We start from the raw sequence: 25,348 nt of genomic DNA on the forward strand, positions 1-25,348 counted from the left end.
ACGGTCCTGAGATGAGGAGAGACCACAGCACCAAAGTGATGACAGCGCTTTGGCTGTTGTGGTCTCTTTTTCTATACCGTGACAACAAGGAGGAAACGTAATGATGAATCACCAATTTTCAAGTTTGGAACGGGATCATATGCTGGAAGACATGACTAAAAAAACATACGATCTGTTTATTATAGGCGGAGGTATTACAGGTGCCGGTACGGCGCTTGACGCTGCTTCAAGGGGGATGAAAGTCGCTTTGAGCGAAATGCAGGATTTTGCGGCCGGCACATCAAGCCGATCTACAAAGCTTGTCCACGGCGGTTTGCGTTATCTGAAGCAATTTGAAGTCAAAATGGTCGCTGAAGTCGGTAAGGAACGTGCCATTGTGTACGAAAACGGCCCGCACGTGACGACGCCGGAATGGATGCTGCTTCCGTTCCATAAAGGAGGCACATTCGGTTCATTCTCTACTTCCATCGGTCTGCGTGTGTATGACTTTTTAGCAGGGGTGAAAAAATCAGAGCGCAGAAGCATGCTGTCTGCAAAAGAAACGCTGCAGAAAGAGCCGCTTGTCAAAAAAGACGGCTTAAAAGGCGGAGGCTACTATGTAGAGTACCGGACGGACGATGCGAGACTGACGATTGAAGTCATGAAAGAAGCCGTTAAATTCGGTGCAGAACCTGTCAACTATTCTAAAGTGAAAGAGCTTCTGTATGAAAAAGGAAAAGTTGTCGGCGTTTTAGTTGAAGATTTGTTGTCAGGCAAGGAATACAAAATTTACGCCAAAAAAATCGTCAATGCGACAGGTCCGTGGGTTGACCAGCTGAGAGAAAAAGACCACAGCAAAAACGGTAAGCATCTCCAGCATACAAAAGGGGTCCATCTTGTATTCGACCAATCCGTATTCCCGCTTAAGCAGGCAGTGTACTTTGACACGCCGGACGGCCGGATGGTGTTCGCCATTCCGCGTGAAGGAAAAACATATGTAGGTACGACAGATACGGTTTACAAACAAAAACTTGAGCATCCGCGCATGACTGTGCAGGATCGTGATTATGTCGTCAGCTCCATCAATTATATGTTCCCGGAACTGAATATTACGGCTGACGATATTGAATCAAGCTGGGCCGGCCTCAGACCGCTCATTCACGAAGAAGGAAAAGATCCGTCTGAGATCTCCCGTAAAGATGAAATCTGGACATCTCAATCCGGCCTGATTACAATCGCCGGAGGAAAACTGACGGGTTACAGAAAAATGGCTGAGCACATTGTCGATCTTGTCCGCGACCGTTTAAAAGAAGAAGGCGGCCAGGACTTCGGCGGCTGTAAAACGAAGACGATGCCGATTTCCGGAGGACATGTCGGCGGCTCTAAAAACTTCGAGTCATTTGTGGAAGCAAAGACAAAAGACGGCTTGAAAATCGGTTTATCACAGGAAACTGCTAAGCAGTTAGCCATCAGATACGGCTCTAACGTCGATAATGTCTTCAACCGCATTGAAGGCCTGAAAGACGAAGCGGCAAAACGCCAGATCCCGGTTCACATTCTGGCGGAAGCGGCTTACAGCATTGAAGAAGAGATGGCTGCGACACCTGCTGATTTCTTCGTCCGCAGAACGGGCAGACTGTTCTTCGACATCAAATGGGTGGAAACGCATAAAACGGCTGTGATTGATTACATGAGCGACCGATTCCAATGGGATGATGAAACGAAAGCGAAACACACCGAGTGGTTAAACACGCTGCTGCATGATGCGGTTGTTCCGCTCGAACAATAATAATCGGAGGGCTGTGCCGAAAAGGCATAAGCCCTTCTTTTTACATAAAGCGTTGAGTTAAGTTATCAAGTGACACGGACAGCCGCTTCATATTAAAATATGGTCATAAGCTGAAATTATAGGAGGACGAACATGAGTTGGAGTAAGAGTTACGAACGCTGGAATCAGGCCGAACAATTAGATTCAGAATTGAAAAAATTATTGGCGGCCGCAGAAGGAAACGAGCAGCTGCTGGAAGACTTTTTCTACAAAAATCTGGAGTTCGGAACAGGAGGCATGAGAGGAGAAATCGGACCGGGCACAAACAGAATGAACATTTACACGGTCCGCAAAGCATCCGCCGGACTTGCAGCGTATATCGCCAAACATGGCGAGGACGCGAAAAAAAGAGGCGTTGCGATCGCGTACGACTCCCGTCATAAATCCCCTGAGTTTGCGATGGAAGCTGCCAAAACCCTTGCTTCCCAAGGCATTCAAACATACGTATTTGATGAGCTCCGCCCGACGCCTGAGCTGTCTTTTGCGGTGAGAAAGCTGAACGCTTACGCGGGTATCGTCGTGACGGCCAGCCATAACCCGCCTGAATATAACGGATATAAAGTGTATGGCGATGACGGCGCACAGCTGCCGCCGAAAGAAGCGGACATCGTCATTGCTGAAGTGAATGCCATAGAAAATGAATTAACGATTCAAGTTGAAGATGAACAGGCGCTGAAGGAAAAAGGTTTAATTAAGATTATCGGTGAAGAAATTGATAAATCATATACTGAAAAACTGACTTCCATCTCCGTTCATCCCGAGCTTTCAGAAGAAGTGGATGTCAGCGTCGTGTTCACTCCGCTGCACGGCACGGCGAATAAACCGGTACGCCGCGGTCTTGAAGCACTCGGTTACAAAAACGTCACTGTCGTAAAGGAACAAGAGCTTCCGGACCCGGATTTTTCAACCGTCAAATCGCCAAACCCTGAAGAGCACGCGGCATTCGAATATGCCATTAAGCTCGGAGAAGAACATAATGCCGATATTCTCGTCGCTACGGACCCGGATGCCGACCGTCTCGGCATCGCCGTGAAAAACAGTGAAGGCAAGTATACGGTGCTGACGGGGAACCAGACAGGCGCGCTTTTATTGCACTATCTGCTTTCCGAAAAGAAAAAACAGGGATCCCTTCCGGAAAACGGCGTTGTCATGAAAACGATTGTCACAAGCGAATTGGGCCGCGCCGTCGCTTCATCGTTCGGATTAGATACGGTTGACACGTTAACAGGCTTCAAATTTATCGGTGAAAAGATCAAAGAATATGAAAAATCCGGCCAATACACATTCCAGTTCGGGTATGAAGAAAGCTACGGCTACTTAATCGGAGATTTCGCCCGTGACAAAGACGCGATCCAGGCTGCGCTGTTAGCTGTCGAAGTATGCGCTTTTTATAAAAAGCAGGGCATGTCGCTTTATGATGCGCTGCTATCCATCTTTAAAGAATACGGATATTATCGTGAAGGCTTGAAGTCATTGACGTTAAAAGGAAAACAGGGAGCCGAACAGATCTCCGCTATCCTGACTTCATTCCGAAATGATCCGCCGAAGCAAATGGCCGGAAAACAAATTACGCAAGCTGAGGACTATTCAACAGGAAAACGGACTGTATTTGCCGATCTTCGGGAAGAGGATATTGATCTGCCGAAGTCAAACGTCCTGAAATATTTCCTTGAAGACGGCTCTTGGTTCTGCCTCCGTCCATCAGGAACGGAGCCGAAAGTGAAGTTCTATTTCGCTGTGAAAGGCACTTCTTTACAAGACAGCGAACAGCGTCTTGCAGCATTATCTGATGCCGTCATGAAAACGGTGGACAGCATAGTGGAAAAAACGAAATAAACAACAAACCGCCGGAAGCGACATCCGGCGGTTTTTTTACGCCTCATCCGAAAGTATGAGAAAAAATCATGCTGAAAACAAAGGAATATACAGATAAGAATTGATATAATATGGATAATTCTGATTGGCCGGAGTGAGGGAGTTTGACGAAAACGACGGTAGAAACGTTAAAAACATTAAAAGCGATTGCGGAAACATTAAACCAAAGCCACGATATGAAAGGAGCGCTTGATAAAGTCCTGCGCGAACTGCTCAGTCTGACCGGGCTGCAGACAGGATGGATTTTTCTGATTGAGCCGGACGGATCCTATACGCTCGCCGCATCCGCTTATTTACCGCCGGCTCTCGGTCAGCGGGACAATGCATTAATGTGCAGCGGGGACTGCTATTGTCTGACCAAATTCAGCAACGGAGGATTGACCAAGGCTGTAAACATTATGAATTGTAAACGGATTGAATTTGCGGAACAGACGACGGACTGCCGCGACACGGAGGGCATTACCCATCATGCGACCGTTCCCCTTGAAGACGGCGGCCGGAAGTTCGGTTTACTGAATGTCGCAGCAAGTGAAAAGACATTTTTCAACGAAGAAGAACTGCATCTTCTTGAAGCGGTTGCGTTTCAAATCGGAACGGCGATCCAGCGGATGAAACTGGCTGAATTTGAACAGCGGAACGCCTTGTTGATGGAACGAAGCAGACTCGCGCAAGAGCTGCATGATTCCGTCAATCAGATGCTGTTTTCTGTCAGCTTAACGGCAAAAGCCGCTAAAAACTTGACAGATGATGAACGGCTCCGGCAGATGATTACGTTCATCCAGGAGCTCTCTCAGGATGCGTTAACAGAAATGAGGGCGCTCATTTGGCAGCTGAGGCCGGAAAGCTTAACGAAAGGGCTGTATGCGTCGATCAAAAGCTATGCCGCTCTCATCGGTCTGGAAGCCGTCTGTGAAATGGAAGATGAACTGGAGCTTACGGATGAACAGGAACACGCGCTTTGGCGGATCGCCCAGGAAGCCTTGAATAACTGCAAAAAGCATGCGGGAACGAACTTTGTTACCATTTCCGCCGTTAAAAAGCCGGATTACGCTGAGCTTACCATTAGCGACCATGGAGCCGGCTTCAGCACTGATGCGCATGCGGGGCTGCCGTCGCTCGGCATTGCCGGCATGAAAGCGCGCGCCGAAGCAATCGGAGGCCGTTTTACATTGCAATCTGAGCTTGGCGGCGGAACGATTGTCTCCGTTCGGCTTCCGTTTTTCGGGATAGGAGGGTCTGATTGATGAAAATTGTGATCGCTGATGATCATCACGTTGTCCGCAAAGGACTGCGCTATTTCTTCGCCACTCAGGAAGATATTGAAGTTGTCGGTGAGGCGTCTACCGGTGCTGAAGCGCTTCAGCAAGCTGAAAAGACGGGGCCGGACATCATTCTAATGGACTTATCAATGCCTGATATGGACGGCATAGAGGCTGCAAATATTGCGGCTGAACGATTTCCGGACATCAGCATAGTCGTGTTGACGAGCTATTCTGATCGGGAGCATGTCATTCCCGCCCTAAAAGCCGGCGCCAAAGCGTATCAGCTGAAAGACGCCCAGCCCGATGACTTAGTGAAAACGCTCCGTGAAGTGTATTCCGGACGTTACCGGCTGTCGGCGGACATTGTGCCTCATGTGCTCAATCATATGGTTCAGGATGATCAGAATAAGGAAAAATATTATCAGCTGACCCCTCGTGAAAAAGATGTTCTTCAAGAAATAGCCAAAGGGAAAAGCAATAAGGAAATTGCCGCATCTCTGTTTATTTCTGAAAAAACAGTGAAGACCCATGTGTCCAACCTGCTGTCAAAGCTGAATCTTTCCGATCGGACGCAAGCGGCATTGTATGCCGTAAAATATAATATTTCTGAAAAGGCGGTAAACTAAATGAGCATATTAGTGATCAGCGGCACCCCGAGAAAAAACGGGCGGACTAGAATTGCCGCTTCTTATATCAGAGACCGGTTTCATACTGATTTTATTGACTTGAGCGAAAGCGGCCTGCCGCTATATAACGGAGAAGAAGAACAGAATGAATTGCCCTCAGTCCAAGAGCTGAGACGGCTGGTGAAAAAGTCGTCTGCCCTCGTCTTATTATCTCCCGAGTATCACAGCGGCATGAGCGGCGCGTTAAAAAACGCCATTGATTTTTTAAGCAGCGAACATTGTACCTATAAACCGGTGGCAATCATTGCCGCGGCGGGCGGAGGAAAAGGCGGCATGAACGCACTGGCGAATATGCGGACAGTCATGCGGGGCGTCTATGCAAATGTTATCCCGAAACAGCTGATTTTAGATCCGATTCACATTGACATGGAGCGCCAGACCGTATCTGAGGATATGGCGGTCAGCCTGAAAGACATGATGGAAGAGCTGAACATGTTTATAAACACAGGAAATCCCGGCGTTTGACGCCGGGATTGTTTTTATGTCAGCATGGCTAATTGATCTTCATACGCGAGTTCTGCCGCATGATCAATATACCCGAGAAGGGAATACAGCTCTTTTTCAAGCACCGCATCATTATATTCGAAATGATACGCGTGCAGAAAGTGCTCAATACGCTTTGATAACAAATCATCTTTCGTACGCACCATCAAAATTAACAAATTGTCCCATTGGGACCGGTGTGTGTAATACAAGGCTTTATCATAATCGGCATGATCCATCTTACGCTTCTCCTTTCAATGAGAAGTTCTCCGTTAGTTTATGCCGCCGAAGCCGGTATGCAACGGGGGAAAAGTTGGTGCCCGCATAACTGCGGTATAGCAATATGAGGGAGACATAAAATAAAACCGCATATCCGCTCCTTTTTTGGACACGCTAAGATTGACAAAAAACGACTCAGGAGAACATAACAATGAAATCCCTTCCATTTGCGCTGGTCTTATTGTTTTGCGGCATTCTCATCGCTTCGATCGCTGAAAAAGGACATACAGAACACCTTGATCCATCAGTTGAAAAATGGGAGCAGCTCGCATGGAATCAGCTGGAACGTGAATACGAGGGAGCCGAGCTTACCGATTATTCATACATGGGCCGTACGAAAGTAAACCGGGAACAGACGAAAGACGTGTTTCGCGTTACGGTAAAAACAAAAAAAGACACGTTTTCATCCCGTGCTGAAGTATATTTTCATCCCGTGACAAAACATGTGATCAGCATTAATATTTTCAGACTGTAAAAAAAGCTGCACAGCCTGATGCGGCTATGCAGCTTGTCTGTATCAGAAGAAGCGTTTCGCTCCGAGGTAGCGCTGTTTCCAATAGGAATTGTTCATGCTGGAAATGACGACACCTGAATCGTTGGCATTTATAAACTGTCCGTTTCCGAGATAAATGCCGACGTGAGAAGGACCGGCTTTATAAGTTGAGAAAAAGACAAAGTCACCGACCGCCGGCTGGCTTACTGATGTCATCGTATTCCAGTAGCCTGCGGCTGAAAGTCTGGATACGGAAGTGACCTTATTGAGAACGTAATAAATAAAACCGCTGCAGTCAAAGCCTCTCGGCGTTGTCCCGCCCCATACATACGGTACGCCCAGTTGAGCTTTTGCGGCATCGATCATTACATTAATCTTCGCGCTTGTTGAACCTGTGCCGCCTGTTCCGCCGGGCTGATTCGGTGTTGGGTTTGTCTGCTTTCCGGTAATCGTTAGCTTCTGTCCGATCTGAAGCACATCGGTTTTCAGATTGTTTTTCTCGCGGATCTGCTGGGCGGTTACATTGAATTTTTGGGCGATCACCCATAAAGAATCCCCGCTTTTCACGGTATATGTAGTGGTTTTCCCTGTATCTCCGGATTGGTTCGGAGTTGACGGAGACGAAGATCCGGAAGATGACGTTTTTGTCAGCTTAAGCACTTGTCCGACCCGCAGCATGTCTGACGTCAGTTTATTGATGCTTCTGATTTGCTGAACCGTCATATTGTATGCGTTTGCGATTTTCCAGAGCGAATCTCCGCTTTTTACTGTATAAGAGGTTGTTTGCGTCTGGTTTTGATTTTGGTTTGAATTGTCCTTTGGCGGCGTACTTCCCGGAGAAGACGTTCCTTTTGTTTTCAAGACTTGGTTTACGTAGATCGTATCCGTTTTTAAGTTGTTTAAAACTTTGAGTTCCGCAATGGTCATATGGACGCTGTTTGCGATCTTCCATAGTGAATCGCCGAGTTTGACTTTATATGTCCCGGAAGATGATGACTGATTTTTGCTGCTGTTTGAGCTGCTGCCCGGCACGGTTTTTGTCTGGTCTGTGCTTGAGGAAACTTTCCCTGTAACTTGCAGCTTCTGTCCCGCGCGGATTAAGTCGCTTGTCAGACCGTTCAGTTTTTTCAGTTCCTGCACGGACATTTTAAAATCAGATGCGATCAGCCAGAGCGAGTCTCCGCTTTTAACCGTATACACACTTTTAGATGTGCCGCTTTTCTTCGAAGGTGACGATGAGCTTCCGGAATCTGATTTGCCGTTAGGGATGGTGAGTGTCTGCCCGATGGAAAGCACGGTGGATTTTAAATGATTCGCTGATGTAATGGCATCCACGCTTGTATTGTAGGTTTGGGCAAGTTTCCATAATGAATCTCCGCTTTTGACCTTAATCGTTTGTGCTTCTGCCGGTGTTACAGCTAATGCAGACCCGACAATCGCAGATGCAGTCAAACCGACCGCTAACTTTTTTTTCATAGTGAATCTCCCTTTTCCTGCGATGATTTTACTATCCCCATTCGTTGCAGCCGCAAGATGAGGATATCAGTAATGATAATCTTTATATCGGCACTTGTCTGCAATCATTTATCATATTAAGAGAATTAGTCCTTTTTTCTTATGCCGGCATAAAAAAAAGAAGGAATGCGGACATTCCTTCAGCTTCTGAGCAGTCTCATAATCTCCTCTTTATTTTTGACCAGATCCCTCAACGTATATTTGTCTAAAACGGCCAGATAAGCTTGGAGAGCTTCATACAGCAGGTTCTTTAAGTTGCAGGCGGGAGATATGATACAGAGATTTTTTTGGGAGTCAAAGCATTCTACGATGTTAAAGTCGTCTTCTGTATTTCGAACGACTTCGCCAATGTTTATGTCTTCCGGTATCATTCCTAATCGGATACCGCCTCCACGGCCGCGGATCGTTTCTACATACCCGAGCTGGCCGAGACGGTAAATCACTTTCATAAGGTGGTTTTTAGAGATGGAATACGTGTCTGCGATTTCCTTTATGTTAGAAAGTTCTTCGGAAGGTCTGGAAGCCAAAAAAATCAAAACGCGTAAAGAATAATCAGTGTAGTTCGTTAATTTCATAGAATGACCTCGAAAAAAGAGATTTTACTTCTGTTACATTTTATCATAAAGGAATTCAAAATGAAAAAAAAGGAATTTGCCCCTCAAACTCAAAAAACGTGCGCTCTTTCTGAGCACACGTTTTTTTAAGTTAAGACATCGGCGGCTTACGATCGTCAGAAGCCGATTGATGTTTTTCAATTTTGCGATCCAATTTCGCGAGATAACGGGAGGCAAACTCTTTTCCTCCAAGACCGAATGAAAGTCCGAAGGCAAGCGTGAAACCGCCCAGAATGAGAATAAACGCGGCATTTACGATCGTATCGGCGACGCCGAGCTGATCCAGCGCCATAAAGATTGAGAGAGTGATAATCGTATATTTCGCAACCGGCGCCAGGAATCTGAATTCTTTTCCGCTCAGCATGCCGACAAGCAGTCTGCTGACGAGCTGTCCGGCCAAAAGCCCGATTCCGAGAATAAATACAGCGGCCAGAACATTAGGCAGGTAAGCGATAATGCCGGTCGCGATGACGACGAGAAATTCGAGATGAACAAGCTGCAGCGCCTCTGCCGTAAAGAGCAGGACGATGATGATCTGCGCAATCATGCCGACCGTCTGAGAAAGCGTAAGTTTCGGTCGATCCGCCTGTTCAAAGCCCATTTTTCCAAGAAGAGAGTCGAAGCCGGCCCGGTGCAGGAGTCCTGTTACAATGCTGTTTGCCCATTTTCCGATCCAGATGCCGGCGATGATCAGCACAATACCGATGATGATGTTAGGAAGCATTGTGAAGACCGTGTTCAGCATTGCGGAGGCCGGCTCAGAAATGCCTGCTACATCAAGCCGATCAAGCGCAGAAATGACCACCGGAATGAAAATCAGCACGTAGACAATCGTTCCGATGATTGCCGACAGGCTTGTATCTTTCAGATAAATAGAAAGCCCCATACGTGCGGCAAGTCTTTCCGTGCCGATACTCGCCAGAAAGTTTGTAACAATATCACGGACGAGACGGGCAACAAGCCAGCCGATTAATACAATCAGCGCCGCGGCGAATAATTTTGGTATAAAGGACAAAACGCTTTGGATCATATTTGTAAACGGCCCTGATACTCCGCTGATCTGGAGAGCGGACAAAACGCCCGGCAGGAACAAGAGCAAGACGAAATAAAAAACGATTCGTGAAGCGGCCGTAACGGATCTGCTCATCTCGGCTTCTTCAGAAACCATGGTCCATTTTCTGAGCCAGCCGTGTTCAGCCAGTTTCATGCCTGCTTTTTTGACGAGATAGCTGAAAAGCGAAGCGGCCGCCCAGCCCAACAGCAGAATCAAACCGGCTTTTAAAACGCTCGGCACAGCCGCCGTTATCGCCGACAGCATGCTGACAAAAGGCGAAGCCACGGTTGTCAGATGCAGAATGTTAAAGAATAGAATAAAAACGATAATTAATGCGATAAAATAAATGATTTTACTGATGACTTTTTCCGAGGAATAGCGCGCCGGCTTTTTTTCGGCGAACAGTCTGTCGTCGATTTTTGTTTTTTGGAGGCCTTTGTATACGGCTTTTTCAATGATTTTCGCAATGCCCCAGCCGATAAGCAGGACGAGCAGTGCAATGATCAGATTCGGCAGTTTGCTGAGATACGTGGTAAGCATGTCTGCTGTGTTCAAGTAGAATCGCTCCTTTTTCTTTTTTTTAGGGTGTGGTGTGTGTTTTACCCACTTACATATAAAGCAAACGGGGCGGATGTGCCGAAAGTTTTCAGACGGAAACACGTCTGTTATTTCATCTTTTGAGAGGAGGGGTCATACATTATAAATAAGTCCAAGTAGGGGGGATTCGGTTGAACGCGGAGGAGACAAAAGGTTTACAGCGGGCAATTGAGGAAATAACCGACATTGCGAAGGGATTCGGCCTTGATTTCTACCCGATGAGATACGAAATTTGCCCGGCTGAGATTATTTATACATTCGGCGCGTACGGCATGCCGACGAGATTCAGCCACTGGAGCTTCGGCAAACAATTTCACAAGATGAAACTCCATTATGATCTCGGTTTGAGCAAAATTTATGAACTTGTCATTAATTCCAACCCTTGCTACGCTTTTTTGCTGGACAGCAATTCGCTGATCCAAAATAAATTAATTGTAGCCCATGTTCTTGCGCATTGTGATTTTTTCAAAAATAACTGCCGCTTTCAAAATACGAACCGGGACATGGTTGAGAGCATGGCGGCTACGGCGGAGCGGATTAAACATTACGAAAGAATTCACGGGATTAAAGAAGTGGAGTCCTTTTTAGATGCCATTCTGGCGATTCAGGAGCATATCGATCCGTCGCTCGTCAGGCCGAAGCTGCTGTGGAGCGTCGATGACGACGAGGAGGACGAAGAGGAAACCGCGTCATCGCCGTATGATGATTTATGGAATATGGATAAGCCGAAGCAGGTTAAGAAGAAAAAAAGGAAAAAACCGTTCCCGCCCCGGCCGGAAAAAGATATTCTGCTTTTTATCGAAGAGCATTCGCGGGAGCTTGAACCGTGGCAACGTGATATTTTAACGATGATGAGAGAAGAAATGCTGTATTTCTGGCCGCAGCTGGAAACGAAAATCATGAACGAAGGCTGGGCATCCTATTGGCATCAGCGGATTATCCGAGAGCTTGACCTGACTTCGGATGAAGCGATCGAATTTGCGAAGCTGAACGCAGGCGTCATTCAGCCGTCAAAAACGGGAATCAATCCGTATTATTTAGGGCTGAAAATTTTTGAAGACATCGAAGAGCGCTACGACAACCCGACAGAAGAAATGAAAAAAACAGGAGTAAAGCCCGGTTCCGGCAGGGAGAAAATGTTTGAGGTCAGGGAAATTGAATCGGATATTTCATTTATCCGCAATTATTTGACGAAAGATCTTGTGCTGCGCGAGGATTTGTATTTATTCCAAAAGCAGGGCAGAGACTATAAAGTGATCGACAAGGAATGGAAGGCTGTGCGCGACCAGCTCGTGAACATGCGGGTGAACGGGGGATTTCCTTATCTGACCGTCAATGATGGAGATTATTTGAAGAATAACGAGCTTTATATTAAACATTGGTATGAGGGAATTGAGCTTGATCTGAAATATTTGGAGAAAGTGCTGCCGTATCTGTACCAGCTGTGGGGCAGGAGCGTGCATATCGAATCAGTTCTCGAAGATAAAGAAGTGATGTTCTCGTATGACGGAAAAGGAGTGCACCGGAGATATCTCTAAAAAAGAAGAAGGGATGCGGGGAAACCCCGCATCCTTTTTTATTTGCCGCTTTTTAAGATGTGAAAGATCTTTTTGGCCTGATCCGTGTTGTTTAAAAGCCCCGCAAATGATTCTTTTCCCGGACCGTATGCGTACACGGGAACTTCTTCGCCCGTATGATCGCCGGTTGTCCAGCCGCTGTTGGTTTTTGTATTAAAGAGCTTAATGATCGCTTTGTAGGCGCCCTTGTCAGCATCCTGCTTTGCAGCTGTTTCGATCTGTTTGATTTCATCTTTTGACCATTTCAGATCGGTATAACGCGCAAGCACCGAAGAAACGGATTTGCCCGCTTTGATTTGGTCAGCCATAAATGCCGGCGTTTTTTTCGCTGCAAGAACCGGTTCAACATGCCAGTTTTTATCGTTGTTCGCTCCGATTGTCAATCCGCCGGTCGTGTGATCAGCCGTAGCGATAACAAGCGTATGTTTGTCCTTTTTGGCAAATGCGATCGCTGCTTTATACGCTTTTTCAAAATCCTTCATTTCGCTCATTGCGCCGACTATATCGTTGTCATGTCCGGCCCAGTCAATTTGGCTGCCTTCGACCATTAAGAAAAACCCTTTTTTATTCGAGTTCAGTCTGTCGATCGCTGCCGTTGTCATGTCTTCTAATGAAGGGACGGCGTTTGAACGGTCGATCGCTTTGTCGAGTCCGCCATCGGCAAACAGGCCGAGAACCTTTTTATTGCGGTCCTTTTTAAGCTCCTGTTTTGATGTAACATAGCTGTATCCCGCTTTTTTGAAATCCTTCGTTATATTCCGGTCTTTACGGATAAAGTTTGATTTGCCGCCCCCGAGGAGCACATCCACTTTCTGTTGTCCGTTGATGCGGTCATCAAAGTAGCTGCTTGCGATTTCATCCATATTTTTCCTGGATTTGTTATGGGCACCGAATGAAGCAGGGGTGGCGTGGGCAATCTCTGAAGTCGCGACAAGTCCGGTTGATTTGCCTCTTTGTTTCGCTTCTTCAAGGACGGATTTTACCCGCTTTCCTTTTTTATCGACTCCGATCGCCGCGTTATATGTTTTCACACCGGTGGCCATTGCCGTGCCGGCCGCCGCGGAATCGGTGATATTGGAATCAGGATCGTCAGGATAAGTCATCATCATGCCGGTAAGATTGGGGTCAAATGCCGTCAATTTCATGCCGTCTGAAGGCTTTCCTTTGTTAATGACTGAACGGTAGGCGTTCATGTATGGCGCGCCCATTCCGTCTCCGATCATGAAGATGACGTTTCTGATCTCGTTTTTGTCAGGCTGTTTTTTTGCCGCAGCCTGATCAGAGTGCTGGAGCCCCGCGCCCGCAATCAGACCGGCTGTCAGCACGGATACGGCTGCCGCCGGCAGAAGTTTTGATCGAACCTGTTTAAATAAACTCATTCTCAAATCGTCCTCCTTTAATCGTGTCTGTACGTCTAATGGTAGGGGATGTTTGTAAAGAGCGCCTGTCCCTCCTGTAAATTTCAGGTGAAACATTGTTAGAAATGTAAATTCCGATGTAAGGTTATGTTTTCTGGAAAAGGTGAAAATCATTCACTTTTTCAAAAAAGACGAGGATTTTTTTGACAAGGGGCAATTTGGAAAATGAACTTCTTTGTTTTTCCAAAAATCGAGGATCACAGGAAAAAAACATGACAAAACGGCACGTTTTTCGTCACGTTTGAAATCAAATTGAAATATTTAATACCCTTAAAAACTTTTTTCAAAAACGAATTAGTAAGAAATTTGTCACGGGAAGTCAAGTCTATTTCTAGTGGAAATTGAACCTTATAATAGAAAACAGATAAAAACTTTAAAAAAGAGACTTATAAAATAGATAGAATCATTCAGGGAGGAAAACATGAAAAAGCAACTTGTTACAGCAACAACGGCAGTGGTTTTAGGGACGACTTTGTTTGCGGGTGCGGCATCTGCGCAAACGATTAAGGTAAAAAAAGGCGATACATTATGGGGACTTTCAAATCAATATGGTACGTCAATTAATTCCATTAAATCTGAGAACAAATTAAAATCGGATATCATTTACATCGGACAGACGCTGTCAATCAACGGTAAATCATCTTCTGGTTCAAACTCTGGCAGCAAATCATCATCGTCTACATATAAAGTTGTAAAAGGCGACAGCCTTTGGAAAATTGCGAATAAATATAAAATGTCTGTAAACCAATTGAAAAGTTTAAACGGTTTAAAAACAGACCTGATCCGCATCGGACAAGTTCTTAAAGTAAAAGGATCAACTTCCGGTTCAAACTCCGGAACGTCAACGGGATCTTCATCAAATCAGTCTTCATCTAACCATAACGCTGCACAGACGAGCCTGAATGTAAACAAGCTTGTTTCTGATGCGCAATCTTTAATCGGCACGCCGTATGTATGGGGCGGAACAACGACTTCCGGCTTTGACTGCAGCGGATTTATCTGGTACCTGCTGAACAAACAGACGAGTGTCGGAAGAACAAGCACTGCGGGATACTGGAGCTCAATGAAGAGCGTGTCCAGCCCGTCGAAAGGGGACTTCGTCTTCTTTACAACATATCAGGCCGGCCCTTCACACATGGGTGTGTACATCGGAAACAACAAGTTCATCCATGCCGGTTCTGACGGCGTCACAACCAGTGACCTGAATAACAGCTACTGGAAGCCTCGCTACCTCGGCGCGAAAAGATTCTAGCAGCCAGGGAAACCCGTTCATCAGAACGGGTTTTTTTATTTAGACGGGACAGAGCTCCATTTGTTTCACTTAAAAATGAAAATGAGATAAAAAATCTAAAAAGGTTTGCTTTTTTTCATTTTCATGTAGTGCGATGGCGTATGCCCCAGCGCTCGGGATCTGGGCGAATTCGCACGGAATTTCAATCATGCTGCCTGCGGCGAGTTCGGCCTGTACAGCAGACAGCGGCAGAAATGAGACACCCAGCCCCTCTTTAATAAACCGTTTCGTAATATGCGTCTGTGTCACCTTCATCGTTCTGACGAATGGGAATTGTATTCTGACCTGGCGGAGCAAATCATCCCAATAGTCAGGATGGTTATGGGTCAGGAGCAGATATTGTCCGAACAGGTCTTTCACTTCAGCCGCCTTCCCTGATGCTGATTTTAGGCCGGGGGGCGCGACGAGCACAACGGGGTCATTGTACAGGGGGCGGCAAGTGAGGGAAGATGATTGCACCTTTAAGCAGCTCAGCCCGATATCGGCTGAGCCGTTTCTGATTTGGGAGGCGATTTCTTCCGACTCGTAAATGGTGACCGTCATTTCGGTCTCTTTATTGTCCGCTGTGTAACGCTTCATGACAGACGGAAGAACGGTGTCGGCGATAAGAGGCGAAACAGCGAGCGTCAGCGTGTGGAAGTAGCCCTGGCGCACCCTGTGCAGCTCTGCCATACTGTTTTCATAATCCTCCAAAAGCCTCATGGCAAACGGCACGTATGCTTTTCCTTCTTCCGTTAATTGTATTTTTCTCCCGCTTCGCTGAAACAGCTTACAGCTGATTTCTTTCTCTAATAATTTTATGTGAACGGTGACGGTCGGCTGAGATAAAAAAAGTGTTTCCGCCGTTTTTCTGAAATTCTCATATTTTGCTGCGGTAACGAAGGTGTGAAGCCATTTAAAATCCATAGATGCACTCCTCTGATTAAAAGTTTTAATTAATTCCCTTAAAAATATTCATTATTTTTTAAATATTATATTTACTATAATAACAGAAAGAGGATAAGGGGGAATGAAATTGATTTATCGTGGATTGAAAGGAATTACTTGTGCAGAAACGGCTATCAGCCACATTGACGGAGAAAAGGGGCATTTAATATATCGCGGCTATGACGCAAAGGATATCGCGCTGCAATCCAGTTTTGAAGAAGCGGCGTATCTCATTTTAAACGGAACGCTTCCAGATGAGCGGCAATTGCTTGCGTTTCAGGATAAACTTGCAGCTGAGCGAGGGCTTCCGCAGCATCTCATCGGCTTATTGGAAACGCTTCCGGACGAGATGGACGACATGGCGGTGCTGAGAACGGCTATTTCAGGTTTGGGCACAGGTTCATTTACATATCCGCCCCAGCCGGAAGAGGCGATTAAACTGATTGCCGTCACACCGACCATCATTGCGTACAGATACCGCCGGAAAAAAGGGCTGAAAGTATTGTCGCCTGAAGCGCGATACGGCCACGTGGAAAACTATTTGTACATGCTGACCGGGAGGCAGCCGTCCGCAGCTCAGAAGAAAGCGCTTGAGACATATATGATTCTGGCGATGGAGCACGGGATGAATGCATCGACTTTTTCAGCGAGAGTCACCGTTTCGACTGAATCTGATTTAGTGTCTGCCGTCACTTCCGCACTGGGTACGATGAAAGGGCCGCTGCACGGAGGCGCGCCTTCAGGTGTCACGAAAATGCTTGAAGACATCGGCGAAAAAGAAAACGCAGAAGCCTATTTGACACAGAAGCTTATGAGAGGAGAGCGCCTGATGGGCTTCGGCCACAGAGTGTACAAAACAAAAGACCCGCGGGCAGAAGCGTTGCGCATAAAGGCTGAAGAGGTGGCGGGTAATGATCCGTCGCTTGACTTGGCGCTTTATGTGGAAAAGGAAGCCATCCGCTTATTAGAGCAATATAAGCCGGGACGGAAGCTGTATACAAATGTGGAATTCTACGCAGCGGCTGTGATGCAGGCCATTGATGTCGATAATGCTTTGTTTACGCCGACCTTTTCAGCAAGCCGAATGGCGGGCTGGTGCGCACATGTGCTTGAACAGTCCGCTGACAATATGATTTTCAGGCCGTCTGCGAAATACACCGGCACCTTACCCGAAACGGCTCAGCCGCTTTAAGCCCGGCATATTTGTCCGTTTAGCTCCCCGCACTGCGTGGTATCGTCTCAGTAATACCAATTGCAGGAGTGTGAGAATATGAATCCGATGGACAGACAAACGGAAGGACAAAAACCGCAGGTGCAAAACCGCCAGCCCGGCATTGAGTCGGAAATGGACCCGAAGCCCCTTCTGGAAGATCCGGATGTAAAAGGGTCGGGCAGATTAAAAGGAAAAGTCGCCGTCATCACGGGCGGAGACAGCGGCATCGGCGCGGCGGCTGCGATCGCTTACGCGAAGGAGGGAGCGGATCTTGCCATCCTGTATCTTGACGAACATGCCGATGCCGAGAGAACGAAAAAGCGCGCGGAAGAATGCCAGGCCGAATGCCTGTTAATTCCGGGAGACGTCGGTGATGAGGCACATTGTCAGAAGGCAGTCCGGCAAGTCTTAGATCACTACGGGAAAATTGATATTCTTGTTAATAATGCGGCTGAGCAGCATCCGCAAAACGGGATCCTTGATATTACGGCTGAACAGCTGGAGAAGACGTTCCGCACAAACATGTTTTCCATGTTTCATATGACAAAAGCTGTACTGCCCCATCTGAAAAGAGGGAGCGCCATCATTAATACAACGTCTATTACCGCTTATCAGGGCGATACCTCGTTGATCGACTATTCGTGCACGAAAGGCGGCATCGTTTCCTTTACACGTTCGATGGCGATGTCATTGGCCGATCAGGGGATCAGGGTTAATGCAGTGGCGCCGGGCCCGATCTGGACCGCGCTGATTCCCGCGACATTTACTGAAGAAAAGGTAGAAAACCACGGTCTGGACACCCCGATGGGACGGCCGGGACAGCCGGCGGAACACGCCGGAGCTTACGTGCTTTTGGCTTCAGACGAATCTTCCTATATGACAGGTCAAACCATTCACGTAAATGGCGGCAGATTTATTTCCACATAATACGTAAGCCTTATCCCGCACTGCTAAAAGGTGCGGGATTTTTATTTGAACATACATATCAATATAATGCGGCAGCTGTCAGTCAAATCGTGAACTCAAAGATTGTAATACGTGAGAACCCGCTGTCTGAAGGGACGTTTTGGGTTCCGCTTTGCTTTAAGAAAACATAAAAATAATATATAGAATTTTCAAAAATTTATTTTCATTTTTATATGTTTCGTTATAATATGGTATAGGAGAAAGGAATGATGTGCTGAAATATTTCATTCGAAAAATAAGAATTTAGTCATTATAGCCATTGTTATCTGAATATTCTAACACAAGAGATTGATATACAAGGAGTGAAGCAGATGAAGGGGAGCATATTCAGAAAGAAAAGCATTCAGGAACTGCTTGCCGCAACGGGCGGCGAAAAGTCGCTGAAAAGGGAGTTAGGAGCCTTTGATCTGACCCTGCTGGGGATAGGGGCCATCATCGGAACGGGAATTTTTGTTTTAACCGGAACAGGCGCGGTCACGGCGGGGCCGGGGCTGACCATTTCATTTGTTATAGCCGCTCTTGCGTGTTTATTCGCGGCTTTGTCATATGCTGAATTTGCTTCAAGCGTGCCGGTTTCAGGTTCCGTCTATACATTTACTTATGCGACATTGGGTGAACTTCTCGCTTTTATCATCGGATGGGATTTAATATTGGAATATATGCTCGCCGTCAGTGCGGTTTCGGTCGGCTGGTCCGGCTATTTTCAATCATTTTTGGCGGGCTTCGGCATTCATCTTCCGGCCGCATTAACGGCCGCGCCGGGATCAATTAAAGGCACGGTCACATTCTTTAATCTTCCCGCATTTGTTATTGTGCTTGCGATTACATTTATCCTCTACTTAGGGATTAAAGAATCAAAGCGGGTCAATAATATTATGGTAATTCTGAAAATACTGGTTGTTTTATTGTTTATCGCCGTTGCGGCCGTATATGTCAAACCGCACAACTGGCAGCCGTTTATGCCGATGGGGTTCGGCGGTGTTTTCAGTGCCGCGGCGCTCGTTTTCTTCTCCTTTATCGGTTTTGACGCCGTCTCTTCCGCCGCTGAAGAAACGAAAAATCCGGCGAAGGACCTGCCGAAAGGAATTATTTTTTCATTAATCGTCTGCACCGTGCTGTATGTGACCGTATCGGCGATTATGACGGGCGTCGTACCGTTTGCCCGCTTTGAAGGCGTCGATCACCCCGTTTCTCTCGTCCTGCAGATGGCTGGGCAGAACTGGGTGGCGGGCATTATTGATATCGGCGCGGTGCTGGGAATGACAACGGTGATGCTCGTCATGCTGTACGGCCAGACGAGGGTGATGTTTGCCATGTCCCGTGACGGTTTAGTGCCGGGGGCGCTTTCGAAAGTCCATCCGAAGCATAAAACGCCGCACGTGGTGACATGGGTGTTCGGTATTCTGTCGGCATTGCTCGGCTCGCTCGTCCCGCTTGATGAACTGGCGAAGCTGGTGAACATCGGCACGCTTGCCGCGTTTGTCCTGATTTCCGTGGCGGTTATCGTGCTGAGAAAGAAACAGCCCGATCTGCCAAGAGCTTTTAAATGTCCGGGAGTTCCCTTTATTCCGGCATTGTCCATTCTGTTCTGCGTGTTTCTGATCATTAACCTTGGCGCCGCCACCATACTTCGTTTCTTTATTTGGCTGATCATCGGTCTGGTGATTTATTTCTTATATTCGAGAAAGCATTCAAAATTAAACGGGGATTTGTAAGGAGCGGCATCAGCCGCTTCTTTTATTTTTCAGAAGAGTGAAACATATTGAAATGGGCTTAAGTTATCGCAGCGAATAAGGGATAATATAGGGCGGAAGGGAAGTGGAAAGTCGTGTCTGACCAAAAAAGGGTTCAATGGGCCTCAAAAATAGGATTTATTATGGCCGCTGCCGGTTCGGCGATCGGCCTGGGAGCCATTTGGAAGTTCCCTTACGTAGCGGGTACGAACGGAGGAGGCGCTTTTTTTCTTGTCTTCGTCCTCTTTACCGTACTTTTAGGCTATCCGCTTTTGCTCGGTGAATTTATTTTCGGAAGACGGGGCCAGACAAATGCGATTGATGCCTACAAACAAGCCGCGCCGAAGTCGGTATGGCACCTCACGGGTTATGTGGGTGTGGCGGCCTGTTTTTTAGTTTTGTCTTTTTACAGTGTTGTCGGCGGATGGATTTTGCTCTATGTGCTGAAAGCCGTTACCGGTTCTTTATCAGGGCTCACTCAGGAGCAGTACGGTACGGTGTTCGGTACGGTCATTGAAAATCCGATCCAGACTCTCGCCGCGCAGCTGGTATTTATGATCATGACGGTTGCGGTCGTCGCAAAAGGCGTGCAGAAAGGGATTGAACGTGTCAGTGCGGTGCTGATGCCGATTTTATTCGTGCTGTTTCTATTGCTTGTGCTGCGCTCTGTCACGCTTGATCATGCCGTTGAGGGGATTAAATTTTTACTGGTTCCGCATTTTGAAGATTTGACGCCGGAATCCATCCTCTATGCTTTGGGACAGGCGTTTTTTACATTAACGCTCGGCGTTTCGGTCATGGTGACGTACAGTTCGTATCTGCCGAAGACCCAAAACCTCCCGGGCTCGGCAGGTTCAATTGTTATCATGAATGTGCTCGTCACACTGTTTGCGGGACTGGCCATTTTTCCGGCGGTTTTTTCGTTCGGATTTAAACCGGATGAAGGACCGACATTGCTGTTTACCGTGCTGCCGGCTGTTTTTGACCGGCTGCCGTTCGGCTCGCTGTTTTTTATCAGCTTTCTTGCGGTCTTTTTCTTTGCCGCGCTGACTTCGGCCTTTTCTATGGTGGAAATTATCGTGGCGACTGTGGGGAAAGGGGACGAAACGAAAAGAAAGAAGCTGTCCTGGACAAGCGGTCTGCTCATTTTCTTAGTCGGAATTCCGTCCTGTTTATCATACGGTGTTCTCAGTGATGTTCATTTGTTCGGAAAAACGTTTTTTGATCTTGCGGATTTCACCGTCAGCAATGTGCTGATTCCGCTCGGCGCCTTATTAATATCAATCTTCGTCCCGCTGAAAATACCGAAGCAAGAGCTGTTTGCCGAGATGAAAAGCGGTTCCGCCATCGGCTGCCGTTTCTTTCAGTTATGGTATTTCCTGCTGAAATATCTTGTGCCGCTGGCTATCATTGTCGTATTGCTGCATTTAATCGGCGTTCTTTCATTTTAAAAAAACAGGCCCCGTAAAAGGGCCTGTTTTTATTTTATGTTTAAAAACCGAATTGCAGATTCGTATCAACCGCAACGATCGTATATACGCAGACAATGACGAACAGGTTGAGTATGACACCGAGCAGTCCCGGTCCGGTCCGTCCTTTTTTAATAAACAGCTCAATGATGCCGAACGGCACGGCGGCCATCGCAAACGGCAGCATCTGATAAGAATAGAATGTCACATTGCTGATGATCGCCACATTCAAAAGCAGCAGCGACAAAATCGCGGTACCGACTGATATCCAGCCGAAAACATTATGCTCTTTAAAGATTCTTACCAATTCCATAATTCCACCTCACCGATGTTTGCTGCTTTTACTGTTTTGTTTTTCAGCAGACGTTCGATTTCTTTTGTCGGCCCCGTCACAACAGAGCCGTATACGTTCATTCCGTGATGTTCAACATAGTCGATTCTGCTGCTCAGTTTCATGTCTTTGCGTTTCGATATCACCTGCGCCCATTTTTTATGATGGGACATAAATTCAAGGGCGCTGATAAATTGTTCTCGGTCTGTCTGTCCCTGCGCTTCGAAAGAGGGAGCCAGCTTAGAATCTTTCCCGGGAAATCCTAACGGATCGGCATAAGGACTGTCTTTCAGGTTTTTCTCCGTTTCGATCGCGTTCCATAAAAACTTCACATCGTATTTTTTAAAAGTTGAATATACTTGAGAAGAAGGATAGGCCCGGTCATAGGAAAGATAGACCTCCGCCACGCTTCCTTCAGGCAATTTTTTTAATGTCTGTCCGGCTTTGTCAATCGTGCGTTCCTTTAAGCCGGAAGGATGGGCGAAATAATGCTTTGCCTGTGCCGCGTCTAGATCATAGTAGTTAACGGCAGGCGATTTGACCGTATCTAAAAACATTTCAATCCGTTCCCCGCCGACGGATTTCGTTTTTGTGCCGATCTGCTTTTGCAGCGGAAATTCCGTATTCATTCCAAACAGTTTTACCTGGCTTTTCAGCCCGGAGGTATCGACGAGGACGTTCGGCATTGTGGTCGCCACTGTCACGGCCGCGGTTTCCATTAATTGATTGCCTGTGCTTTCTTTTCCTCCCAAACCGTAATAGAGGTAGCTTCCCAACGTACAAAGCGGCAAAATCATCAAAGTGGAAATGACCGCGAGAACTGAAATCCGCAAATACGATTTGCGTTTTCCGTACGATAAAATAGCCTTCTGTTTTTCCGGGCTGATGCCGACGTCCCATTCCCGGTCGTCCTGCATTTCACTTTCAATCAATTCCTGATAGACTTCCAGCTTTTCCAGCTCTTCTTCAAAGGCGGCCATTTCCCGGTCGCTCATTTCTCCATTTTTGTATTGGTAAAAACGCTTTTTAAATTCTTCATTCATCATTAACACCTCTATTATAAAGTGCTTTCAGCCGCTGTCTGGCACGAAATAAAACACTTTTAAAATTAGCCTCTGAAATATTCATAATATGGGATGCTTCTTTGTAATTCAGTTCTTTTAAATAATACAGCGTTAAGGCCTCCCGATAATTGTCGGGAAGTTCGGACATATACCCTGTCAGCACTTCCTTGATTTCAATCTGATGAGCCGGGCTTTGAACAGCCGTCTGAAAAAGGCTCCCAATTAAGTCATCGGAAATGGTCACTTCCTTTTTATGTTTTCTGACATAATCTATAAACGCATTTCTCGCCACTTGAAAAAGCCATGGCTTTACTTTGCTGTGGTCGTAGGAGTGAATGTGTATGTATGCCCTCATAAAGGTTTCCTGCAGCAAATCTTCAGCGAGATGCTTGTCTTTTGTCATGGAGAGCAGGAACCGGTAAACATCATTCATATACATTTGGTAAATTTCATCGATCGTCACTGCCTTTTCTCCCCTCTATGTTATACACGCATAAGAAAGGTTTAAAGTTGCACGTTCCATGCAAACGGCTTAAATTCATTTTCACCTCATCAAACACCATTTCTTTATAGTACCCAAAATCCGTCATAAAAGATAGGGATCGGCGGCGGAAAAATATAATTATTAGTACCAGGTAATAAAAAATATTGTTATAATAGATAGAGAACACTTTTGATCATTACAACAAAGGAAGTGCGTTATGTATAAGTTTTGTGCAAATGCCATAAAAGCCATTCTTTCCCTGCGCGGGGGAGTGAAAGTGTACAACAAGGAGAATCTTCCGTCTGATAAAGGATTCGTTATTGCGTGCACGCATGCGGGCTGGGTGGACGTCCTCACGCTCGGTGTCGGAATATTACCTCATCAGATTCATTATATGGCCAAAAAAGAGCTGTTTCAGAAAAAGTGGATCGGGGGTTTTTTGAAGAAGATTCATGCGTTCCCGGTTGATCGTGAAAATCCGGGCCCGAGCAGCATTAAAACGCCGATTAAGCTTCTGAAGGAAGGACAGATTGTCGGGATCTTTCCGAGCGGCACGAGAACATCAGAAGACGTCCCGCTGAAAAGAGGAGCCGTGACCATCGCCCAAATGGGGAAAGCGCCGCTCGTTCCGGCCGCATACAGAGGCCCGTCTTCGGGTAAAGAGCTGTTTAAAAAGGGAAAAATGCGGCTCATCATCGGCGAGCCGATTTTTTTGGAGGACTTTTCTGATCTTGCGCCGAAGGAGAGACTTGCGGCCATGACAGAAGAGCTGAATGCCAGAATTAAAGAGCTTGAGAAAAAACTTGATCAAATGTAAACAAAAAAGCTTGCCGTCTGTATCAGACGCGCAAGCTTTTTTATTATGCTTCTTTTTGTTCGGCGGTTTCCAGCAGTTCATCAAACGCCAGTTTCTTTACTTCGATATATGCGACGTGGTGGCCTTCAATTTCATTAATGATAAATTCGCAGCCTTCTTCAATAATCGAATCGTATTGTTCAACGTCGTATTTCTGGGTAAGGAACCAGCCGCCGATGGTGTCGACCTCGTCATTTTCTAAATGGATGCCGAGCAGTTCGTTCACTTGATCAATCAGAACCTTACCGTCAAGCATGTAATGGCCGTCGCCGAGTTTGCGGATTTCGTTGATTTCATCTATATCAAATTCATCGCGGATTTCCCCGACGATTTCTTCGATAATGTCTTCAACGGTGACAAGCCCCGCGGTTCCGCCGTATTCGTCCGACAGAATCGCCATATGAACCCGTTCCTTCTGCATTTTCACAAGCAGGTCGTGAATCGGTGCCGACTCAATCACATGGATGATCGGATTGACAAAATCGGTAATCGGCGAGTCGACTGATACTTCGCCGCTGATGCAGGCGGTCAGCACTTCTTTAATGTTAATGACACCGATAATATTGTCTTTGTCACCCTCTTCGACAGGGTACCGGGTATATTTTTCAATCTGAATGATCTCCATCATTTCAGAGATTTTGATATCATGCGGCAGACTGACAATTTCCGTACGCGGAATCATAATTTCTTTTGCGAGTCTGTCGTCAAATTCAAAGATTTTGTTCACATATTTAAATTCAGACTGGTTGATTTCACCGCTTTTATAGCTTTCCGATAAAATGATGCGCAGCTCTTCTTCAGAGTGGGCAAGCTCGTTTTCAGACACCGTCTCCAGACCGAACATCTTCGTTAAAAGACGGGCGGAGTTATTCAGAAGCCAGATAAACGGGAACATGATGCGGTAAAACCAAATGAGCGGTTTCGAAAACAGCATCGAAACGGCTTCCGCTTTTTGGATGGCGACTGTTTTCGGCGCTAATTCTCCGACGACCACGTGTAAAAACGTAATGATCGCGTAGGCGAGAATAAATGAAATAATGTGCGATAGTGAGCTTGGTACGTTTATTTTAGTGAAAAGCGGATGAAGCAAGCGTTCAATCGTTGATTCGCCTAAGACACCAAGACCAATGGAAGTCAATGTTATGCCGAGCTGGCACGCCGATAAATACTCATCTAAATGCGTGGTCACTTTTTTGACACCGATTGCGGCTTTATTTCCTTCTGCTATAAGCTGGTCAACCCGTGAGCCTCTGATTCTGATTATCGCAAACTCAGATGCTACGAAAAATGCCGTCAGCGCGATTAAAACCGCGACTAAAATCAAATTCACAATGTCCAATTAGAACCTTCACTC

23 protein-coding genes are annotated in these 25,348 nt (G+C 46.5%); 13 read left to right on the forward strand and 10 right to left on the reverse strand.

Features of this window, described 5'->3' with window-relative positions; all coding sequences use genetic code 11:
• Positions 1–100: 100 nt before the first annotated feature.
• The 5 genes from glpD to QRX25_RS04615 all read left to right on the forward strand — a co-directional run bounded on the left by glpD (position 101) and on the right by QRX25_RS04615 (position 6,095).
• Positions 101–1,768, forward strand: a complete 1,668-nt coding sequence (gene glpD / locus QRX25_RS04595; protein WP_065981037.1) for a glycerol-3-phosphate dehydrogenase — start codon at positions 101–103, stop codon at positions 1,766–1,768.
• Positions 1,769–1,900: 132 nt separating this feature from the next.
• Positions 1,901–3,643, forward strand: a complete 1,743-nt coding sequence (locus tag QRX25_RS04600; RefSeq protein WP_212100807.1) for a phospho-sugar mutase — start codon at positions 1,901–1,903, stop codon at positions 3,641–3,643.
• 143 nt (positions 3,644–3,786) lie between these two features.
• Positions 3,787–4,926: a GAF domain-containing sensor histidine kinase gene (locus QRX25_RS04605; RefSeq protein ID WP_115997885.1), complete on the forward strand. Its 1,140-nt coding sequence runs from the start codon at positions 3,787–3,789 to the stop codon at positions 4,924–4,926.
• Positions 4,926–5,570, forward strand: coding sequence for a response regulator (locus QRX25_RS04610; protein ID WP_212100809.1), 645 nt, complete (start codon positions 4,926–4,928; stop codon positions 5,568–5,570). Before QRX25_RS04605 ends, QRX25_RS04610 begins: the two co-directional genes overlap by 1 nt.
• Positions 5,571–6,095: an NADPH-dependent FMN reductase gene (locus QRX25_RS04615; RefSeq protein WP_212100813.1), complete on the forward strand. Its 525-nt coding sequence runs from the start codon at positions 5,571–5,573 to the stop codon at positions 6,093–6,095.
• A gap of 14 nt (positions 6,096–6,109) precedes the next feature.
• Here the strand turns inward: QRX25_RS04615 and QRX25_RS04620 are convergent, their stop codons facing one another.
• A complete protein-coding gene (locus QRX25_RS04620) occupies positions 6,110–6,352 on the reverse strand; it encodes a YhdB family protein (protein ID WP_115997886.1) in 243 nt (80 codons plus the stop codon).
• Positions 6,353–6,543: 191 nt separating this feature from the next.
• On the opposite strand from QRX25_RS04620, the gene QRX25_RS04625 reads away from it, so the two are divergent.
• Complete coding sequence (locus tag QRX25_RS04625) at positions 6,544–6,867, forward strand: DUF3889 domain-containing protein (protein ID WP_212100816.1); 324 nt, start codon at positions 6,544–6,546, stop codon at positions 6,865–6,867.
• 42 nt (positions 6,868–6,909) lie between these two features.
• Here the strand turns inward: QRX25_RS04625 and lytF are convergent, their stop codons facing one another.
• The 3 genes from lytF to QRX25_RS04640 all read right to left on the reverse strand — a co-directional run bounded on the left by lytF (position 6,910) and on the right by QRX25_RS04640 (position 10,623).
• Positions 6,910–8,361 (reverse strand): peptidoglycan endopeptidase LytF, encoded by a 1,452-nt coding sequence (lytF, locus tag QRX25_RS04630; protein ID WP_212100819.1) that lies wholly within the window; start codon positions 8,359–8,361, stop codon positions 6,910–6,912.
• A 179-nt stretch (positions 8,362–8,540) separates the two neighbouring features.
• Positions 8,541–8,975 (reverse strand): nitric oxide-sensing transcriptional repressor NsrR, encoded by a 435-nt coding sequence (gene nsrR, locus QRX25_RS04635; protein ID WP_013351654.1) that lies wholly within the window; start codon positions 8,973–8,975, stop codon positions 8,541–8,543.
• Positions 8,976–9,105: 130 nt separating this feature from the next.
• On the reverse strand, positions 9,106–10,623 hold the full coding sequence (locus QRX25_RS04640; protein ID WP_212100822.1) for a mechanosensitive ion channel: 1,518 nt from the start codon (positions 10,621–10,623) through the stop codon (positions 9,106–9,108).
• Between the two features lie 173 nt (positions 10,624–10,796).
• Between QRX25_RS04640 and QRX25_RS04645 the strand changes: the two genes are divergently transcribed.
• Positions 10,797–12,203, forward strand: a complete 1,407-nt coding sequence (locus QRX25_RS04645) for a SpoVR family protein (protein ID WP_065981045.1) — start codon at positions 10,797–10,799, stop codon at positions 12,201–12,203.
• Positions 12,204–12,241: 38 nt separating this feature from the next.
• Here QRX25_RS04645 and phoA read toward each other — a convergent pair whose 3' ends face one another.
• On the reverse strand, positions 12,242–13,621 hold the full coding sequence (gene phoA, locus QRX25_RS04650; protein WP_212100825.1) for an alkaline phosphatase PhoA: 1,380 nt from the start codon (positions 13,619–13,621) through the stop codon (positions 12,242–12,244).
• Between the two features lie 460 nt (positions 13,622–14,081).
• Here phoA and QRX25_RS04655 point away from each other — a divergent pair, with 460 nt between their 5' ends.
• On the forward strand, positions 14,082–14,912 hold the full coding sequence (locus tag QRX25_RS04655; RefSeq protein WP_065981047.1) for a C40 family peptidase: 831 nt from the start codon (positions 14,082–14,084) through the stop codon (positions 14,910–14,912).
• Positions 14,913–14,981: 69 nt separating this feature from the next.
• Here the strand turns inward: QRX25_RS04655 and citR are convergent, their stop codons facing one another.
• Complete coding sequence (gene citR, locus QRX25_RS04660) at positions 14,982–15,857, reverse strand: transcriptional regulator CitR (protein WP_065981048.1); 876 nt, start codon at positions 15,855–15,857, stop codon at positions 14,982–14,984.
• Positions 15,858–15,966: 109 nt separating this feature from the next.
• On the opposite strand from citR, the gene QRX25_RS04665 reads away from it, so the two are divergent.
• The 4 genes from QRX25_RS04665 (at position 15,967) to QRX25_RS04680 (ending at position 21,241) form a co-directional block, all read left to right on the forward strand.
• A complete protein-coding gene (locus QRX25_RS04665; RefSeq protein ID WP_212100828.1) occupies positions 15,967–17,070 on the forward strand; it encodes a citrate synthase/methylcitrate synthase in 1,104 nt (367 codons plus the stop codon).
• Between the two features lie 78 nt (positions 17,071–17,148).
• Positions 17,149–18,018 (forward strand): SDR family oxidoreductase, encoded by an 870-nt coding sequence (locus tag QRX25_RS04670; protein WP_088612501.1) that lies wholly within the window; start codon positions 17,149–17,151, stop codon positions 18,016–18,018.
• Positions 18,019–18,368: 350 nt separating this feature from the next.
• Positions 18,369–19,772 carry a branched-chain amino acid transporter BcaP gene (bcaP, locus tag QRX25_RS04675; RefSeq protein ID WP_013351662.1) on the forward strand — a complete coding sequence of 468 codons (1,404 nt, stop codon included), beginning with the start codon at positions 18,369–18,371 and terminating at the stop codon, positions 19,770–19,772.
• 113 nt (positions 19,773–19,885) lie between these two features.
• Entirely contained in the window at positions 19,886–21,241 is a 1,356-nt protein-coding gene (locus QRX25_RS04680; RefSeq protein WP_115997892.1) for a sodium-dependent transporter, read from the forward strand.
• 40 nt (positions 21,242–21,281) lie between these two features.
• Here the strand turns inward: QRX25_RS04680 and QRX25_RS04685 are convergent, their stop codons facing one another.
• The 3 genes from QRX25_RS04685 to sigM are packed head-to-tail and all read right to left on the reverse strand — an operon-like array spanning position 21,282 to position 23,117.
• Complete coding sequence (locus QRX25_RS04685; protein ID WP_003155315.1) at positions 21,282–21,572, reverse strand: anti-sigma-M factor; 291 nt, start codon at positions 21,570–21,572, stop codon at positions 21,282–21,284.
• Entirely contained in the window at positions 21,560–22,633 is a 1,074-nt protein-coding gene (locus tag QRX25_RS04690) for an anti-sigma factor (protein ID WP_013351664.1), read from the reverse strand. The genes QRX25_RS04685 and QRX25_RS04690 overlap by 13 nt, the downstream gene beginning before the upstream one ends.
• Positions 22,626–23,117, reverse strand: coding sequence for an RNA polymerase sigma factor SigM (sigM, locus tag QRX25_RS04695; RefSeq protein ID WP_003155312.1), 492 nt, complete (start codon positions 23,115–23,117; stop codon positions 22,626–22,628). Before sigM ends, QRX25_RS04690 begins: the two co-directional genes overlap by 8 nt.
• Positions 23,118–23,355: 238 nt before the next feature.
• Between sigM and QRX25_RS04700 the strand changes: the two genes are divergently transcribed.
• Positions 23,356–23,955, forward strand: a complete 600-nt coding sequence (locus QRX25_RS04700) for a lysophospholipid acyltransferase family protein (RefSeq protein WP_045507377.1) — start codon at positions 23,356–23,358, stop codon at positions 23,953–23,955.
• Between the two features lie 43 nt (positions 23,956–23,998).
• Here QRX25_RS04700 and QRX25_RS04705 read toward each other — a convergent pair whose 3' ends face one another.
• Positions 23,999–25,333, reverse strand: coding sequence for a hemolysin family protein (locus QRX25_RS04705; RefSeq protein ID WP_013351666.1), 1,335 nt, complete (start codon positions 25,331–25,333; stop codon positions 23,999–24,001).
• Between the last annotated feature and the right edge of the window lie 15 nt (positions 25,334–25,348).

The organism is Bacillus sp. L381 (assembly GCF_030284525.1).
GTDB classification, from domain to species: Bacteria; Bacillota; Bacilli; order Bacillales; family Bacillaceae; genus Bacillus; species Bacillus amyloliquefaciens.

What these genes read in the sequence shown, in the direction of transcription:
- glpD (WP_065981037.1), top strand. Translation starts at nt 101, where the DNA reads ATGATGAATCACCAATTTTCAAGTTTGGAACGGGATCATATGCTGGAA.
- QRX25_RS04600 (WP_212100807.1), top strand. Translation starts at nt 1,901, where the DNA reads ATGAGTTGGAGTAAGAGTTACGAACGCTGGAATCAGGCCGAACAATTA.
- QRX25_RS04610 (WP_212100809.1), top strand. Translation starts at nt 4,926, where the DNA reads ATGAAAATTGTGATCGCTGATGATCATCACGTTGTCCGCAAAGGACTG.
- QRX25_RS04615 (WP_212100813.1), top strand. Translation starts at nt 5,571, where the DNA reads ATGAGCATATTAGTGATCAGCGGCACCCCGAGAAAAAACGGGCGGACT.
- QRX25_RS04620 (WP_115997886.1), bottom strand. Translation starts at nt 6,352, where the DNA reads ATGGATCATGCCGATTATGATAAAGCCTTGTATTACACACACCGGTCC.
- QRX25_RS04625 (WP_212100816.1), top strand. Translation starts at nt 6,544, where the DNA reads ATGAAATCCCTTCCATTTGCGCTGGTCTTATTGTTTTGCGGCATTCTC.
- lytF (WP_212100819.1), bottom strand. Translation starts at nt 8,361, where the DNA reads ATGAAAAAAAAGTTAGCGGTCGGTTTGACTGCATCTGCGATTGTCGGG.
- nsrR (WP_013351654.1), bottom strand. Translation starts at nt 8,975, where the DNA reads ATGAAATTAACGAACTACACTGATTATTCTTTACGCGTTTTGATTTTT.
- phoA (WP_212100825.1), bottom strand. Translation starts at nt 13,621, where the DNA reads ATGAGTTTATTTAAACAGGTTCGATCAAAACTTCTGCCGGCGGCAGCC.
- QRX25_RS04655 (WP_065981047.1), top strand. Translation starts at nt 14,082, where the DNA reads ATGAAAAAGCAACTTGTTACAGCAACAACGGCAGTGGTTTTAGGGACG.
- citR (WP_065981048.1), bottom strand. Translation starts at nt 15,857, where the DNA reads ATGGATTTTAAATGGCTTCACACCTTCGTTACCGCAGCAAAATATGAG.
- QRX25_RS04670 (WP_088612501.1), top strand. Translation starts at nt 17,149, where the DNA reads ATGAATCCGATGGACAGACAAACGGAAGGACAAAAACCGCAGGTGCAA.
- bcaP (WP_013351662.1), top strand. Translation starts at nt 18,369, where the DNA reads ATGAAGGGGAGCATATTCAGAAAGAAAAGCATTCAGGAACTGCTTGCC.
- QRX25_RS04685 (WP_003155315.1), bottom strand. Translation starts at nt 21,572, where the DNA reads ATGGAATTGGTAAGAATCTTTAAAGAGCATAATGTTTTCGGCTGGATA.
- QRX25_RS04690 (WP_013351664.1), bottom strand. Translation starts at nt 22,633, where the DNA reads ATGAATGAAGAATTTAAAAAGCGTTTTTACCAATACAAAAATGGAGAA.
- QRX25_RS04700 (WP_045507377.1), top strand. Translation starts at nt 23,356, where the DNA reads ATGTATAAGTTTTGTGCAAATGCCATAAAAGCCATTCTTTCCCTGCGC.